This window comes from Marinobacter sp. M-5 (genome assembly GCF_032911545.1).
Taxonomy (GTDB): domain Bacteria; phylum Pseudomonadota; class Gammaproteobacteria; order Pseudomonadales; family Oleiphilaceae; genus Marinobacter; species Marinobacter goseongensis.
Genome location: NZ_JAWJEK010000002.1, coordinates 157,427 through 173,295 on the forward strand (window position 1 = coordinate 157,427; position 15,869 = coordinate 173,295).

At 54.6% G+C, this 15,869-nt stretch carries 16 protein-coding genes and 1 tRNA gene; 7 read left to right on the forward strand and 10 right to left on the reverse strand.

Annotated elements, in window-relative coordinates; all coding sequences use genetic code 11:
* The first annotated feature begins 107 nt into the window (after positions 1-107).
* A complete protein-coding gene (locus R0125_RS10060; protein ID WP_317238054.1) occupies positions 108-2,429 on the forward strand; it encodes a galactose oxidase-like domain-containing protein in 2,322 nt (773 codons plus the stop codon).
* 12 nt (positions 2,430-2,441) lie between these two features.
* The gene (locus R0125_RS10065) at positions 2,442-3,002 is read left to right on the forward strand and encodes a hypothetical protein (protein ID WP_317238055.1); all 561 of its coding nucleotides are present in this window, start codon (positions 2,442-2,444) and stop codon (positions 3,000-3,002) included.
* 50 nt (positions 3,003-3,052) lie between these two features.
* Here R0125_RS10065 and R0125_RS10070 read toward each other — a convergent pair whose 3' ends face one another.
* Positions 3,053-3,466, reverse strand: a complete 414-nt coding sequence (locus tag R0125_RS10070; protein WP_317238056.1) for a c-type cytochrome — start codon at positions 3,464-3,466, stop codon at positions 3,053-3,055.
* A 194-nt stretch (positions 3,467-3,660) separates the two neighbouring features.
* On the opposite strand from R0125_RS10070, the gene R0125_RS10075 reads away from it, so the two are divergent.
* A complete protein-coding gene (locus R0125_RS10075) occupies positions 3,661-3,993 on the forward strand; it encodes a hypothetical protein (protein WP_248185252.1) in 333 nt (110 codons plus the stop codon).
* A gap of 15 nt (positions 3,994-4,008) precedes the next feature.
* Positions 4,009-5,181, forward strand: coding sequence for a phospholipase A (locus R0125_RS10080; protein WP_317238057.1), 1,173 nt, complete (start codon positions 4,009-4,011; stop codon positions 5,179-5,181).
* 146 nt (positions 5,182-5,327) lie between these two features.
* Here R0125_RS10080 and R0125_RS10085 read toward each other — a convergent pair whose 3' ends face one another.
* The 3 genes from R0125_RS10085 to R0125_RS10095 form a co-directional block, all read right to left on the reverse strand.
* On the reverse strand, positions 5,328-6,680 hold the full coding sequence (locus R0125_RS10085) for a phosphomannomutase (protein WP_317238058.1): 1,353 nt from the start codon (positions 6,678-6,680) through the stop codon (positions 5,328-5,330).
* 9 nt (positions 6,681-6,689) lie between these two features.
* Complete coding sequence (gene bfr / locus R0125_RS10090) at positions 6,690-7,166, reverse strand: bacterioferritin (RefSeq protein WP_317238059.1); 477 nt, start codon at positions 7,164-7,166, stop codon at positions 6,690-6,692.
* Between the two features lie 97 nt (positions 7,167-7,263).
* Positions 7,264-7,470: a bacterioferritin-associated ferredoxin gene (locus R0125_RS10095; protein WP_317238060.1), complete on the reverse strand. Its 207-nt coding sequence runs from the start codon at positions 7,468-7,470 to the stop codon at positions 7,264-7,266.
* A 145-nt stretch (positions 7,471-7,615) separates the two neighbouring features.
* On the opposite strand from R0125_RS10095, the gene R0125_RS10100 reads away from it, so the two are divergent.
* Together R0125_RS10100 and R0125_RS10105 are read left to right on the forward strand one after the other, a co-directional pair.
* Positions 7,616-8,158, forward strand: coding sequence for a YaeQ family protein (locus tag R0125_RS10100; protein ID WP_317238061.1), 543 nt, complete (start codon positions 7,616-7,618; stop codon positions 8,156-8,158).
* Between the two features lie 85 nt (positions 8,159-8,243).
* A tRNA-Arg gene (locus R0125_RS10105) sits at positions 8,244-8,320 on the forward strand.
* 430 nt (positions 8,321-8,750) lie between these two features.
* On the opposite strand, the gene R0125_RS10110 is transcribed toward R0125_RS10105, so the two are convergent.
* The 4 genes from R0125_RS10110 to R0125_RS10125 all read right to left on the reverse strand — a co-directional run bounded on the left by R0125_RS10110 (position 8,751) and on the right by R0125_RS10125 (position 11,988).
* Positions 8,751-9,449, reverse strand: coding sequence for an SOS response-associated peptidase (locus tag R0125_RS10110; RefSeq protein ID WP_317238062.1), 699 nt, complete (start codon positions 9,447-9,449; stop codon positions 8,751-8,753).
* 113 nt (positions 9,450-9,562) lie between these two features.
* Positions 9,563-10,846, reverse strand: a complete 1,284-nt coding sequence (gene umuC / locus R0125_RS10115) for a translesion error-prone DNA polymerase V subunit UmuC (RefSeq protein ID WP_317238479.1) — start codon at positions 10,844-10,846, stop codon at positions 9,563-9,565.
* An 11-nt stretch (positions 10,847-10,857) separates the two neighbouring features.
* The gene (gene umuD, locus R0125_RS10120; RefSeq protein WP_317238063.1) at positions 10,858-11,301 is read right to left on the reverse strand and encodes a translesion error-prone DNA polymerase V autoproteolytic subunit; all 444 of its coding nucleotides are present in this window, start codon (positions 11,299-11,301) and stop codon (positions 10,858-10,860) included.
* A gap of 321 nt (positions 11,302-11,622) precedes the next feature.
* Positions 11,623-11,988, reverse strand: coding sequence for a hypothetical protein (locus R0125_RS10125; protein WP_317238064.1), 366 nt, complete (start codon positions 11,986-11,988; stop codon positions 11,623-11,625).
* A 105-nt stretch (positions 11,989-12,093) separates the two neighbouring features.
* Between R0125_RS10125 and R0125_RS10130 the strand changes: the two genes are divergently transcribed.
* Positions 12,094-12,894, forward strand: coding sequence for a flavodoxin domain-containing protein (locus tag R0125_RS10130; RefSeq protein ID WP_317238065.1), 801 nt, complete (start codon positions 12,094-12,096; stop codon positions 12,892-12,894).
* A gap of 200 nt (positions 12,895-13,094) precedes the next feature.
* On the opposite strand, the gene R0125_RS10135 is transcribed toward R0125_RS10130, so the two are convergent.
* Together R0125_RS10135 and R0125_RS10140 are read right to left on the reverse strand one after the other, a co-directional pair.
* Entirely contained in the window at positions 13,095-14,372 is a 1,278-nt protein-coding gene (locus R0125_RS10135) for a hypothetical protein (protein WP_317238066.1), read from the reverse strand.
* 699 nt (positions 14,373-15,071) lie between these two features.
* Positions 15,072-15,686 carry a tyrosine-type recombinase/integrase gene (locus tag R0125_RS10140; protein ID WP_317238067.1) on the reverse strand — a complete coding sequence of 205 codons (615 nt, stop codon included), beginning with the start codon at positions 15,684-15,686 and terminating at the stop codon, positions 15,072-15,074.
* Positions 15,687-15,869: the final 183 nt, after the last annotated feature.

Consider the following 15,869-nt stretch of genomic DNA (forward strand, 5'->3'; position numbering starts at 1 on the left):
ATGAAACCTTTTGTTAACCTCGAACGTAAGGGTTATCGCGTAGACAAAATTCGCTTAACCCTTTTGCAGTAGATCTCAATACAAAAACAAACGTCGAGGAACAAATCATGCATTGGAACAAGAACCTACTGTACCGGCATATCGCCCTTGCCCTGAGCACTGTGGCCCTGTCCGCATGCGGCGGGGGCTCTTCCGGAAGCGATGACAGCACCTCAACCACATCCCAGACCCAGGAATCGGCGGTTGCGGGAGATCAGGTGACGGCCACCGCTGAACCGAAACCGACATTCAAAGAAAACTACTCGCCGATGGGCGCGTTCAGCGAGCCTTTCGCCGAACCCACCATCATTGTGGACGGCGAAGTCGTGGAAACCGATGAGAAGTGCGTGGAAACGGCTGACGGCCTGGCCGAGTGCAAGCCCGCCGCAGGCACCATGGCATTGTTGGCCGATGGCCGTCTGCTGTACCTGAACGCTCTGGAAGGCACGGAGAACGTGGAGCTGTCCATCGTTGCCGAGTTCGGCGAAGTCTCTGTGAACGATCAGAGCCGGGTGCTGTCGCTGGGTGAAAACGATGAGCCCACCTGGCTCAAACCCACCCCCTTGCGGGCTGGCGCCAACCCTGACGGGGCCGACAGTGAAACATTGTTCAATAATACGCCGTTGGCCGTACTGGACGGTCTGCTGGATACCGCGGACAACACCTCAAAGAACGACGGCGCGCTGTTCTGTTCGGACGTCATCGGCATGGCGGACGGCAGTGTCTTGGCGGTCGGCGGTACCGATTACTATTCAGAGCCCGGCATCGACGGCCTGCCGCTAGGTGTCGCAGAGCTGGAAGGCGTCAAGAATTCCCGCATTTTTCACGCCGAAACCGACACCTGGCTTCAGAGTGGCGACATGACCTACGGTCGCTGGTACCCTTCTTTGGTCACGCTGACTGACAGCAAAGTATTTGTGGCGAGTGGCGTTGAAAAACTGATCAAACCGGTCTATCCCAGCGATCCGCTGAACAGCGGCCGCAACATCGTACAGACCGAGGTATACGATCCGTGCACCGGCACCTGGAGCGTCAACCCCTCTACCGCAGACCGCTCACTGCCGCTGTATCCGCGCCTGCACATGCTGCCCAACGGCCATGTGTTTTACAACGCCGGAGGGCAGGCCTTCAACCCCTTCGGGCAGGGCTACGATCAGGCCCTGTGGAACATTGCAGCCACCTTCAACCCCAAGGACAACAGCTGGACCGACCTCGGCTACGCCGGTCTCCCGCTGCGCCTGGATGAAATTGGCCTGGGTGAGCTCTCCAGCACACTGAACGTAACCAACCTGTCAATGGAACAGGGCGCATCGCTGGTCGGTGACCTCCTGGGATCCGCCTCGAACCTGCTGACTGTGGCGTCCGAGCTGGACATCAGTGAAGAAACCCTGAAGACCGCAATTGCCGGTGGCATGCGCGGCTCCACCTCGTCCACCATGCTGCCGCTGAAGCCCAATGAGAACGGCGAGTATACCGACGCTGAATTCCTGACTGCCGGCGGCGTACCGAGCTATGCGATTCTGACCAACCCGGGTGGTTACCTGCCCACCGACCAGAGCCGTATCGACACTGTCCGCACCAACGGTGACGAGATCGTTGAATACGAGTCCAGTCTCACCGGCTCTTTGAACCGGCCCCGGTGGTACGGCACCAATGTGCTTATGCCCGATGGCTCGGTCATGGTGTTCAGTGGTGGCGATCGTGATGGTGTTGTAGCACCCGGCCTCGAAGGTCCGATCAGAACCACAGAGCGTTTCGATCCCGAGACCAGAACGTGGACGGAAATGGCATCGGGCATCCGTGCTCGTACCTACCACAACACCGCCGTGCTGATGCCGGATGGTCGTGTGATGGTGGGTGGTCACTCCCCGATCAACACCGCGTACCTACGCTTCGTCGATCTTCAGGACTTCGGCCTGGCGCCCTATGACGGCCGGGATCCAAGCTTTGAAATCTACACCCCGCCGTACGCCATGCGGAACGATCGCCCAGAGATCCTGTCCGCACCGAAGACGCTGATGCCGGGTGACGAGTTCACCATTCAGGTGGACCAGGCCGAGCAGATCGACAAGGTATTGCTGATCCGTCGCACCGTGATGACTCACGTGGTCGACAGCGATCAACGCGCCATCGAACTGCCAGTACAGAGCCGCAATGGCAACAACATTCGACTGAAAATGCCCGAGAGTGCCAGCGTGACACCGGCCGGCGTTTATATGTTGTTCGCCAGCAAAGACACAGAGGAAGGCCGCGTGCCGTCCGTCGCTGCGCCGATCACCGTACAAACTGCAGGCTCGCTGCAGTGCAGTGGTGATCCGCAGATGGTGGAGGAAACCGAAGAAGAGGAGGAAGGTGGTCTTCTGGATGGTGCCCTTGGCGGCCTGTTTTAATCGGGAGGTTCCATGAAACACGGTGATCAAAAGCCTGCGATTCGGACAGTACTCGCTGCGACTGTTGCAACTGCGCTTTTGACCATGGCCGAACCAGGGATGGCTCATTCACCTCCGGGCGCCGAAGGCGCTCCGGAGGGAATTACCCGCGCGACTATCCTGAATGAGGGTGACATCGGCGGATTGAATGTCATGGTTCTGGATGCGCCACAGCCGGCCCTGATGGTCCGGTACGACGGTGCGCAAGTGCTGACTGTCTTCGACAATGAGAACGAGCCCTTCTTACGCTTCACAGATAGCAGCGTAGAAGCTAACGTCCGCAGCGTGGACTGGCCAAATCTCCCTCAAAGCCAAGGCTACAGGGTGGATGAGGGTACACATTGGGTTGAGGTATCTGGTTCAGGCACTTTCGGATGGGTCGACGCACGTTTATCCACGCCGGAGGGGGAACAGCCTGACGAAACAGCTCGATGGCAAATTCCGGTGCAACAGGGTGACCAGGAGGTATCGGCAATTATCGGCCGACTCACCTGGCGGCCAATCGTAGCCCAGTCCACGAATGATGGGCATTAATGAAAAAACCCGCCAACTGGCGGGTTTTTTTCAACACTTTTACGTCAATCTTAATTAACTTCTGACACCATATACTCGACAGCCGCTTCAATATCTTCATCAGAACAGCTGCCACAGCCACCTTTGGCCGGCATCGCGTTAAAACCGTTAATGGCATGACTGACCAACGTGTCCAGACCTTTCTCGACACGACCACTCCAGGCCCCGGCATCACCCAGTTTCGGCGCGCCCGCAGCACCGGTATTGTGACAGGCCATGCAGGCCGCATCGTAAACTTCGTTACCACTGCGGGGACCGGCACTGGCGCTGGCGACCGGCGCGGCCGCAGAACCGCAATCCTCACCCTGAACACACACCTCGCCCACTGGGGCGATGCGCGCACGAATTTCGTCTTCAACACTTGCCGTTACGGCACCCGCTGTCAGGCCAAAGCCAAGCAATACAGCAGCCAGGACTCTCTTCATCTTCACAATGCACCTCGCATCAGAGCGTTATAATAGTCAGACATTGCATTATAGCGATTGCGGCAAGGCAAAAAAACCAAAGCTCGAAATCGCCACTCGATTTCAACCGTTTTTATTGCCGTTTCGTAAGCATTCAAACGTTCAATCGCTATTGCGGTTACCATGGCATACGACCTTTCCCGGGACCAGGATTTATGCAACCTACTGAAAAAACGCCCCACCCGCTTCGCAAGCCTTTACTGGCGCTGGAATTCGGATCACTTGCCATACTGCTGATCTCCATGGGTTATTTCTCCCACAAAGCCGAGTCTGCAAGTGCTCTCAATCCGGGCTGGCTCCTGATTCCGGCGATGGCGAGCCTGGCGGTCTTCTGCAGTTTCATCGGCCTGATGTATCTGCGGTGGGTCGCGCTTGCCGAAACCCGCGAGAAAACCCGGCACAAATTCGTTTTCTCACTGTTGGCCCTTACCCTGCTCGGCGTATGGTCCTATGGCATCTTCAACACCTGGGTCAGCCTTTCTGCCTAACAAGGACTTTCGCGCATGAACTTCTCATTCAGCAGCTTGCGGCACGCCTGCTCCCCGACAATGCCTCTCCTGGCGTTCTGCCTGTTACCCGCCCTCGGCCTCGGTCAGACCGATGGCAGCCCTGCAGATACGTCATTGCCAAAAGACCTGACACTGCAGGACTGCGCCCTGATTGACGACGGCATCCAGCGGCTGGCCTGCTACGACAGCCTGAATGACCCCGTGGAAGCCCGTGGGCAGGCTGAACAGAAAGACGTCCGCCAGGCCGAGGAGGCCACCGACACCTTTGCCTACGACGCGCTCGCAGAGGCTTCGGACGATGAGGATCTGGTGGAGGAGATCGCCCGCGATTCGGAGGACGAGGACGACGGCGTGATGGCGGCACTGGTGCAACGTTACACCGCCGCGGAGAAGGCCGTGTTCTCGTTCTCCGGCAGCTTTGTCGGGCATCGGCCAACCTACATCCTGCCGATCACCTGGGTGGACACACCCAACGAGAGACCCGTCAGCCCGAGACTCGGCGAGACGGCGTATGACCACTCGCTCGACAACGAGGAAGCCAAATACCAGATCAGCTTCAAGGTGCCATTGCTGACCGGCTGGCTTGATGACCGCACAACCCTATGGTTCGGCTATACCCAGCAATCGTTCTGGCAGGTCTACAATACCGACGATTCCGCCCCCTTCCGGGAGACCAATTACGAGCCGGAGATTTTTCTGCGTTATCAGGCAGACTACGACCTTGGCCCCGGCACACTGAGCGGCCTCACGGTGGGCTTTAACCATCAGTCCAACGGTCAGTCAGAGCCCCGCTCACGCAGCTGGAACCGAATCGTCGGGTCGGTGGGCTACAGCTACAACCGCTGGCTGTTCCTGTTAAAGCCCTGGTACCGATTGCCGGAGAGCGACAGCAAGGATGACAACCCGGATATCGAGCGTTTTCTGGGGCATGCGGATTATCTCGCGGTTTATAAGCTGACAGAGGATCGCACCCTCTCCCTGAAGCTGCGCAACAATTTGCGCTCGGAGGACAACAAGACTTCGGTGGAATTCGGGTACAGTTTTCCCATGGGGGATACGATCAGAGGATTTTTCCAGTACTACAACGGCTACGGGGAGAGTCTGATCGACTACAACGAGCGGATTCAGCGGGTCGGGGTTGGCATTATGCTAAACGACTGGCTGTAGACCTTGTTCAAGACCAAGCGAAACGACACCTTTTCCTGAAACACGCTCAAGCACATCCATGTGGCGCTTGGGCTCCGCCATCCATGGCTCCGCACAGTTTCAGGAAAAGGTGTCGTTCCGCTCGGCCCCGAGCTCTTGTACAAGCCTCAGGTATTCAACCTGTCCATTTCCGCCAACAACTCGGCGGTTTTGGCTTCCATCAACGGGATATCCCCGCGCGACTCCACGTTCAACCGCACCACCGGTTCGGTGTTGGACATCCGCAGGTTGAAACGCCAGTTGTCGTATTCCACGCTGAGGCCGTCTACATGGCTGACGTTTTTGGCGCCAACGCTGTAGGCCGCTTCAATCGCGGCGATGACTTTTGGCGGTTCGGCGATGGTGCGGTTGATTTCACCGCTGGCCGGGTAGGCTTCGATGCGGGCGTCGATCAGTGAGGAGAACGGCTGGCCGGACTGGCACAGCCGTTCGGCGATCAACAGCCACGGAATCATGCCGCTGTCACAGTAGGCGAAATCACGGAAATAGTGGTGGGCACTCATCTCGCCACCGTAGACCGCGTCTTCATCCCGCATGCGCTGTTTGATGAAGGCGTGGCCGGTTTTGCTTTCGATGGCTTCGCCGCCGGCCGCTTTAACCAGATCCAGGGTATTCCAGGTCAGGCGCGGGTCGTGGATGACTTTGCCACCGCCGGTCTTGCGCAGGAACTGATCCGCCAGCAGGCCGACAATGTAGTAGCCCTCGATAAAGCGGCCGTTCTCGTCGAAGAAGAAACAGCGGTCGTAATCACCGTCCCAGGCAATGCCCATGGCAGCCCCGCTGGCTTTGACGGCTTCGGCGGTGGCCGCGCGGTTTTCTTCGAGGATGGGGTTGGGCACGCCGTTGGGGAAGTGGCCGTCAGGCTGGTGGTGAACTTTGATGAACTCAAACGGCAGGTGCTGTTCCAGTTGGTCGATCACCAGACCGGCGCCGCCGTTACCGGCATTGACCACGATTTTCAGGGGCTTGAGCGCCGTGGCATCAACGTAACCCAGAAGGTGATCCACGTACGCTGACATCACTTCCAGTGCCTCGTAACGACCCTGCTGCGGGGCATCGCCGAACGGTTCCGGCACTCGGTCGCGAATGTCGTTCAGGCCATTGTCCGAGCTGATCGGGCGTGAATCCGGCCCGACCATTTTCATGCCATTGTGATCCCGGGGATTATGGCTGGCCGTTACCATGATGCCACCGTCCATCTTGTAGTGGCTGGTGGCGAAATACACCTGCTCGGTGCCGCACAAGCCGATGTCGAAAACATCGGCCCCCGCGGCCATGAGACCAGAGCTCAGGGCTTCGCTGATTTCCGGGCTGGACAGGCGAATGTCATAGCCTACGATGACGCGTTTCGCGCCGGTGACTTCCACATACGCACGGCCAATACGCTCGGCCAGAGTCGGGTTCAGCTGGTCCGGAACACGACCCCGCAGGTCATAGGCCTTGAAACAGGATAGGTCCATTGTCGGGTGTTACTCCGCAGCGGCTGATTGCAATTGGATGTAATTCTGGATGCCCATCTGGGAAATCATTTCCAGCTGGGTTTCGAGCCAGTCGATGTGCTCTTCTTCGCTGTCCAGAATGCTGCGGAACAGTTCACGGCTGGTGAAGTCCTGTACCGTTTCGCAGTGGAGAATCGCTTCTTTCAGGTCGGTATGGGCGAGGTGCTCCAGTTTCAGATCGCAGGAGATCATCTCTTCCACGTTCTCGCCGATCAGCAGCTTATTGAGATCCTGCAGGTTGGGCAGCCCTTCCAGAAACAGAATGCGCTCGATCAACTGATCGGCGTGCTTCATTTCATCAATGGATTCTTCGTATTCCTTGGCGGCCAGCTTGGTGATGCCCCAGTCCTTGTACATGCGCGAGTGCAGGAAGTACTGGTTGATCGCGGTGAGCTCGTTGGCGAGCACCTTGTTCAGAAACTGGATAACCTTCTTGTCGCCTTTCATGGCAGAACCCCTTGATGGATGAACTATTCCGACAAGGATAGACCTTTGGCCAGAGAGAAAAAATCACAATTGGGAAGCGCTCGCAGTAAGCGCGATGTCAGGCAGGCTGCGCCAGCAGGTTTGCCATGGCCAGGTAATCCGGGGTGCGGCTTTCACGCAGAATTTCCCGCGCGGTACAGGCGCAGCGACCGCACTGGGTGCCCACACCGAGCTCCTTGCCCAACTGGCGCATGGAACTGATGCCGTTATCGGCGGCTTCACGGATTTCACGGTCGGTTACGCCATGGCAAAGGCATACATACATACGAATCACTCACTGCCCAATGAAAGATAGTGATAATTATTGTTATTTGCATGCAGAATTGCAAGCCCTCTGATTAAAAACTACGCGAGATTGCATTACACTGGCGGTCATCATTCAGATCCATCGACCAACGCAAGGAAGCCTTATGGCGCTCAAGGCCACCATCTTCAAAGCCACGTTGAACATTGCCGACATGGACCGTCACTACTATGCGGACCACCACATCACCCTGGCGCGCCACCCCTCCGAGAACGACGAACGCATGATGAGCCGGCTGCTGGCGTTCGTGCTCAATGCCAGTGAGGATCTTGAGTTTACCAAGGGGCTGAGCACGGACGATGAACCCGAGTTATGGCGGAAATCCCTGAGCGATGAGATTGAACTCTGGATCGAACTGGGGCTGCCGGACGAAAGCCGCCTGCGCAAAGCCTGCAACCGCTCACGCCAGGTTATCCTGTACACCTACGGAGGACGCGCGGTACCGCTGTGGTGGGAAAAACACCATAACAAGCTGACGCGATTCAACAATCTCACCATCATCAACCTGCCCACCGCACCGATCGAAGCCCTGGCTGCCATGGTCGAACGTACCATGAGCCTGCAATGTTCCATCCAGGACGGCGAGGTCAGCATCGGTAACGAGGAGTCACTGGTCAGCATCGCGCCGGAACCGCTGCATCCGGCCTGAAAACAACCTGTGACGGGGCTGGACAGACACCCGCTGCGCACGTAAGATTGCGCACTCGAAATTGATGCAACAGCAGCGATTTCAAGCGCCCGTAGCTCAGCTGGATAGAGCGCTGCCCTCCGGAGGCAGAGGTCAGAGGTTCGAATCCTCTCGGGCGCGCCATGAATATCAAGGACTTGCGTGAAAACGCAGGTCCTTTTTTTTGGCCTGTGCCCAAACCGTGCCCTGACAGTGCCTTATGGTTTACGGCGGCAAGAATGGCCTCTAACATTCTGACCTTTGCACGGCCCTCCTCCAACCCTACTCGGGCACAGAAAACCTCCTTTCACATTGTGCTCATTGCAGTAGAAACCTCGACATGGCAATGACTTTGCCCACACCCAAATCACTCTTTTTAAACCTGCGGAGAAGTTATGGCGGGTTCCGGCGGTTATCTCCCGGGCTAGACTTGATCAATGATTTTGGTGATTAGTCATATTCTGCTTTCCCGGATAACGAGACCAAACGTGGGCCCGATGGTTAGTTCAAGAAAGCATGCGCATAATCTGAGGTTATGTTGACTTGGCGGGACAGTCACTAGCAACAGTTCACACTATCGTGACGTTTGACCTCCATGGTACCAACCTGCGTCCGCAGCCAAAAGTTCCGTCTTTCCCACTTGCCTCAAGTCCCTCGGGCTGTGCACAGGTTCACACACGAGCGGCGCGGGGATGTGGGTTGTCATCAACGTCTGAAACGCATCGACCTGCTGGACATCCGGATCGAGCCAAAGCTCAAAGTCGTCCGGACGCAGCATTAACGGAATACTTTTCGGGTGAATGTGACGGAATCTGGGATGCGCTGGCAGCGTAATGACCGTAAACGAGTTCACGATGTCATCCTCAAACGACCAGGATTGCCACAATCCGGCCAATGCAGTCGCCTCACTCTCCGGGTGAATGTTGTAGACCTGCTTGTCCTTCCATTCGTGGAAACCACTAACCGGTAAAATGCACCGCTTGTATGGATAAACCTTCTTCCAGAGCGGGCTACTGGTGAGCCTGTCACTGCGGGCATTGAAGGTTTGAAACTTCGGATTTGGGCGATACCCGGCCCCGGTGGGCTTGCGTTCGATCAAAAGCGACCAGATGCCAGCTAAAAGCTGCCGCGCTCCAGCTGCCTCAGCGACAAACTCACCGACGCCCCCAGGGGGCACGTTCAGCTGCGGTGTCGGTAGTGTGTTTGGCAACATTAACCGCTCCATGAGCGTTCGCACTTCGGGAGAATCCGTGACGTTATATCGACCACACATGAATTTTTCCCCTCACACGGTTTTCAGCTCACTCAATATCTACCACCGTAGATCAACTAGCGACACTACGCTCAAGGCTTTGTCTGGCCCATTACACTCTAATCGCTTGGGGCTCAGTTGACGCTGGGAAGACTGTTCCAGTCCGTTGTGTAAGCCGGCGACAAATGCTGCCGGCGCATGGTATGCGCAGCTGGGCCAGTTGATCGTGCCATAACGATGGTTGCTCGCGATCGGACGTTGATCTCATCGATGACCGCCATCAGCCTGGCAGACTTGCCGTTGTCCAACGTGGATGAGCTGGCTGAGGCAAACAGATCCTCCTGGAACCCCGCTCCTCCCATCAGCTCACCCAGCATGACTCCGGCCTTCGCGTAGTCGTATCCAGAACGGTAGATCGATCGCAATTGCGTCAAAGCTTTCTGCACGATGACTCGGGAATCTTGGGTGGGGGTCACCAGCCTGATCGATGCGTTTCTCGAATACTGAGGAACGTGGGGCTTGAAAGGGTTGGTGCGGATAAACACCATCAATTCGCTCGCATACTGCTGCCCATGACGGAGCTTTTCAGTGGCTCGGGTGGCATGCTGCGCGACGGCAGCCTCAAGATCCCACAAGGTCTGAATCGGCTGACCGAATGATCGAGAGCACATGATTTGTTTCTTGGGAGCGGGGACATCCTCCCACACGAGGCAACAAACGCCGTTCAGCTCTCGCGCTGTTCGCTCCAGGACAACAGAAAAGCGTTTACGCAATGTCGTCAGGTCCGCATCGGCGAGCTGCAAGGCCGTTGTGATGCCCATAGCCTGCAGTTTGGCCGAAAGCCTGGTTCCTACACCCCAAACCTCTCCGACGGGCACACGGGCAATCAGGCGCCGTTGTCGTGCCTGATCCGTCAAGTCAACGACACCTCCCGTCGCTGAATATTTCTTGGCCGCATAATTGGCGAGCTTAGCCAGAGTCCGAGTCGGCGCGATGCCAACACAAACGGGAAGTCCGACATTTTGATACACAGCATCCTTAACCTGCCGGCCAAACGCCTCAAAAGACATCACTTGATTGATTCCAGTAAGATCCAGAAATGCCTCATCGATGGAGTAAACGTCAACTTTCGGCGCTAAGGCCTCCAGGTTCGTCATCACTCGTCGGCTCATGTCTCCGTAGAGTGTGTAGTTGGACGAGAAGATTTTGATGCGGTGCCGTTGGATTTCCGTTTTGATTAGATGAATGGGCACGCCCATTTTGATACCCATCGCCTTAGCTTCCTTTGAGCGAGCGACCACGCAGCCATCGTTGTTGGATAAGACCACAACAGGAGTCTCCCTGAGGTCCGGCCGGAACAGCTTTTCACATGATGCGTAGAAGTTATTGCAGTCGACTAGAGCAAAGACCTGATTCATGTCGTTATTACTCAACCCTGGCCACCCCGCTTGAGCGACCGGATAACATTGGTGACTACGCCGAAGACCTCCATCACCATGTCACCTTCAATGATGATGGGCTCATACGCTGGGTTTCTCGGTAGTAATCGCACTGGTAGCGGGGAGAGATGAAGCTCTTTCACCGTCATCTCTGATTCCAGACTGGCGATCACGATGTCTCCATGTTTTGCACGCAGAGACCGGTCTACGACGAGAACGTCATTCGGAAAGATACCGGCTTCAACCATCGACTCACCCTGCACACGGACAAAAAAGGTTGCTGCAGGGTGCTGGATGCACAGCTCATTCAAATCGATCGTTTTCTCGACATAGTCCTCCGCGGGCGATGGAAAACCAGCAGAAACCCGCTCCAGGAACATCGGGATCCTCAGTCGAGAGAGGGATTGGTAGTCACCGAGAAAAACACAGGTCATCTTGCACACCCCAATACTGTCTAAATATACAGCATTCTGGTCGAGTGAACTGCAGAGATCAACAGGTGAGATCAATGTTGCTCAAGTTGAAGCAACAGAATTTCATCAGGTAGTGAAAATAGATGAAGTTTTGCGATACTTGTCGTGGATCTACGCAGGACAGGCAAACTCACGCGAGGCCATCTGAGAACCCTCCGGCGCAATGTCCGCTTTTGTTTGACGCCGAAACTGGGAACAGAGTCATTGCAGACAGCCCCCGGAAACCTGAGAGCTAGAAAATTCTGGCTGACCGGGCGGCCTGAACCTTGGAATCCGACTGTTTTACTCGGAGGGCGGCAAGACGAGGGTGTCGCCTTCTTCGATCACTCCCGTGCCGACGTTCTCTCCGTTCTGGAACCATTCAAGTTCATTCCCGCTTATCTGTGCTGCATAACAGCCGAAGTCAGTCCCCGGGTAACAGACGCCCTCGGCTCTGATTTCATAATTTCCGCCGCCAAAAGCGTCTTTGTAGGTGCCGTCTGCCGCGAAATAGCTTGAATAGACGTCGCTGCCCATACTGCCTTTAAACGTATTGCCGACCAGTGCGACTCTGACCTCGTCAGCGCTGGAGGCGCCAAGCGCGACTCCAGAAAAAACACATGAAACGGTAGTCGCCAAAGCCAAAACGCTGTTTCTGAGAGTACGCATACTCAACCCCTGTTGATCGCCAATGTTCTGTTAATTACGGGGCCCCGGTTTAAAGGGCTCAAACGGATATGGATGAGCGCGAGATTCCACCCTATGATTGTGGCAATGACAGACCCAATCGACAAAGAAAAACGCTGCTTCCACAACGGCGGGCGCATTCTTCTCGCCTTTGCCAGCCAGACTGACACCGCAAAAGCCCTTGCAACACGGATTTATGAACACAACTCATCCATGTGCGATCTGGTAAATCTGGCGGAGATTGCACCCGAGACGCTGGAGCAATACGGGCGCCACATTTTTATTGTCTCGACATTTGGTGAGGGAGAGGCGCCCACCGAAGCGCGTCCCTTCGCACAGGCGCTCGACCAGTCGAGCATCAATCTGGACCAAGTAAAATTTGCGGTGCTGGCTCTGGGTAACAAGCAATACGCGGACTTTTGCGGTTTTGGTAAACATCTGACTCAACAACTGCTTCGTCAAGGCGCGGACCCGCGAGTTCCGACCACCGAATTGCATTGTAATGACGCCGCCGTGTTCAGCCATTGGTGGCAGAAGCTGTCGGAAACCTTTGGCATCGCGCTTGAACCCGATATGAGCGACTGGGAAGTTGCGACCGTGATGGACACGGAGGAACGAACCGAGTCAGCGCTCGACCTCGTCTTTTACATTCAGTGTCTGGAGCATGAACAGGCGACGGCTCTTCGCTTTAAGCCCAAACGAAAAAATCCAAACCTCGAGCCATTTGTCGCCGAAATCAACCCGGCCCCCTCGAATCCCTTTACCCGCATCCGAATCACCACGGATCATACAAAGGTCGATAAGAGCGGAACAGCCAAACTACTATTGTCTGCACAGCCAGGCGATAAATGGCACGTTCAGGTGACAGGCTCAAAAAATGGCGACTGAGCGGCGTCTTTGGGCAAATCGAGAAGGCGTTGGCTTAGGCTCGATGACGGGGCTTATCGCGCTCGTTGCGAAATCAGATGCAGAGGTCGCAGAGCGAACATTCATTCCGGATTTGGAGCCACAGTCATCTGTATGGCGGAGGTTTAAATATTGGCCGCACTCGGCCGACGGCTACTTTCCAACCGAGTGCGAATAACTTTTTATCGACGCTCGAAATTCAGTGTTTCATCCTCATCGATCGTTCCATTTTGATTATCATCAAATTGCAACGTCAGCACGTCGCCGTCGATTTGAGCGAACACGGGTACGCTTCCATCAACATTATCCGTCAGGCCTGTATCTCCGTTGTTGTCAAAGTCGATAGTTACGGTCAACTGCCCTGTTTCCTGATTTCTTTGAATAGTCCCAAATTCCATGCCAGACGTCTCACCGACTTGGTCAAAAGGTTCAACCTCATCTACTTCTAGATGCGCGTAAGTGCCGTCATCGAAAAACACGAATGCGAGCAGTTCATTATCTGTTAAATCGGTGCTCCAAACGCCACTGAGACCGCTAGATGTGGTGCGGGTAAAATCCAACTCCTCATCCGTACCTATGGTCCCGTTTTGATTGTCATCAAATTGAAGCGTTAGGGTGTCTCCAGCGACTTGCGCAAAAATTGTCGTTTGGCCATTGGCAGCGTCTGTAAGACCGGTATCTCCGTTGTTATCAAATCTTATTTCAATATCGAGCTCACCTGTCTCACTGTCCCGCACGTAGGTCCCCCACTCCATGCCCGAAATTTCGTTTTCAGAATCTATGGGCGCTTCTTCATCCACTTCTAAATGAACATAAGTCCCATCTTGGAAGAACACGAAAGCCAACAGTTCATTGTCTGTCAGATTTGTTGTCCAGACACCGCTAATGTTAGCGTTCGCAACAAAATCGAGACCCTCTTCTGCCAACGTGTCTTCGAAATGAGCAATGGCAGCGCCTTCTGAGATCAGCGCCGTGTTAGTCGAACCAGAGTTTGCGACAAGAGAAGTCACTGCAGTTGAGGCTTCAAACTCTTGCACCGATAGCTCAAAGTTGACTTGAGTTGCGTTATTCTTTGCAATTTCGGTAATGGTAATTCCGTTATCCGCATCGCCGTCTTCATCCAGCGTCTGGAGCAGCCGAATAATGTTGATTACCGTGTCGTTTGACGTATCTGTTGCCCCCGCGAGATCAAGAGGGGTTACAACTCCCGTGGCCGACACAGGCGGTAACTCCAAATCACCGATGAAAAAGGTAACCGTCTCGCCCTCAACATAGCTGTACTCACCCGAACTACTTGTAACGCCCTCCTGACTCTGGGTCCGGTAGCCAATGTTCACGACGGGGCTATCTATAAAAACGCCATTTTGGACTGCTGCCGTGTCGGAGGAGCCACTGGAGCCACTGCCGCCACATGCGACTAAACCCGTGCAAAGAAATGGTATCAGCGCAAACTTTTTCATTGAGATCCCTACTAGCTTTGTAAAATTCGTTTTTCTGAGAAGTTGTGAATAGTCAAGCGCCGCTAGAGGCTGAGCCATGTAAGCGGTCTCTCAACAGCAAAAATAGTAGTAAACTGCCAGAACATTGCCAAGCGGCACGGGTAAGCGTGAGTCCACATTACGTAATGTTCTTTTGGTGGGGCTCCACAGTCGTTAATAACCTATATGAGGGCTTGTCTTCGACCAACGTGTTCTAATATGAGTTTGAACCTTCACTGACAAAGACTTCCAAAATCTTTTTTGGATCAATATTTAAGAGCGGGTGAAGGTCCGGATCTTTATACCTGGGGATTCGATAAAACTACTCGATTCGAACATGCAACGCGGTTAGTCAGGATAGATTTGAATAAACTTACTCTAGTTTTTGTTGGCCGAGTAGATCGTTACTGAAGAGGTATATTCTGGCCCATTTTCACAAAAAATTCGGCTAACCATTGATCGACTCGGTGAACCCTCTACGGGACCAATGATGAACATTATCGAGGTCACGGTGGATTAGAGAGTTGAGTGCAGGTCACAGAGGCTCTGGAGGAAAAGCCCTGAATCGAATGTTCGCTTTTGTTTACGACTGAAGGAGCCTGATCGAAACCCGAAGGTGATCATCGACCGGACGCTGGCAGCGTCTGCAACATCCAGCGACCAAGGAGCCAAGTTGCGCATTTAGATCTCAATACTCTCAGCTATCTCCAGAGCATCCTCGACTTCGACACCAAGGTATCGCACGGTGCTCGACATGTTCGTGTGTCCCAACAGCAACTGTACGGCTCGCAGATTTTTGGTCTTCTTGTAGATCAATGTAGCTTTGCTACGTCTCATCGAATGGGTTGCGTAGACTGAAGGATCAAGTCCAATGCTGGTTATCCATTTTTTGACGAGACGGGCATATTGATGGGTAGTGATGTGGTCGAACTTTCTCATCCGACTCGGCCACAAATAATCCATACCTGAGAGTCCGCGCAATTCGATCCACGCTTCGACCGATTCGCGCGTCTTTTTCGTTATCTCAAATTGAACAGGTTGACTGGTTTTCTGCTGAGTGACTTGCGCCCGATCCAGAACCTCTCCGTTTCTAGAAATATCTCGAACCAAGAGCTTTACCAAATCGCAGGACCGGAGCTTGCAATCAATTGCCATGTTGAACATCGCCAGCTCTCGGATGTTCTTAGCAATCTCCAACCGAATACGGATAGCCCATATTTGTTCGAGTTTGAGCGGTAGTTTCTGGCCAATAAGCTTTCCCTTGTTCCAGGGAGCTTTGCTGATAGGAAATGTCATGGTGTGGCACTCTTCGGAGGGTAAGGGCCTTTAAGTATGGCTCAGAAAATTGTTTCCTGTTGTCCAACCTGGTCGCAAAGCGGACATTCAGATTGACCACAAAGCGGTCCTGTTTCGCTGCCCAAAGTACCTGCAGTGCCGCTACGAGAGACAGCTTAATCCTCTACTCAATATGGCGATTAA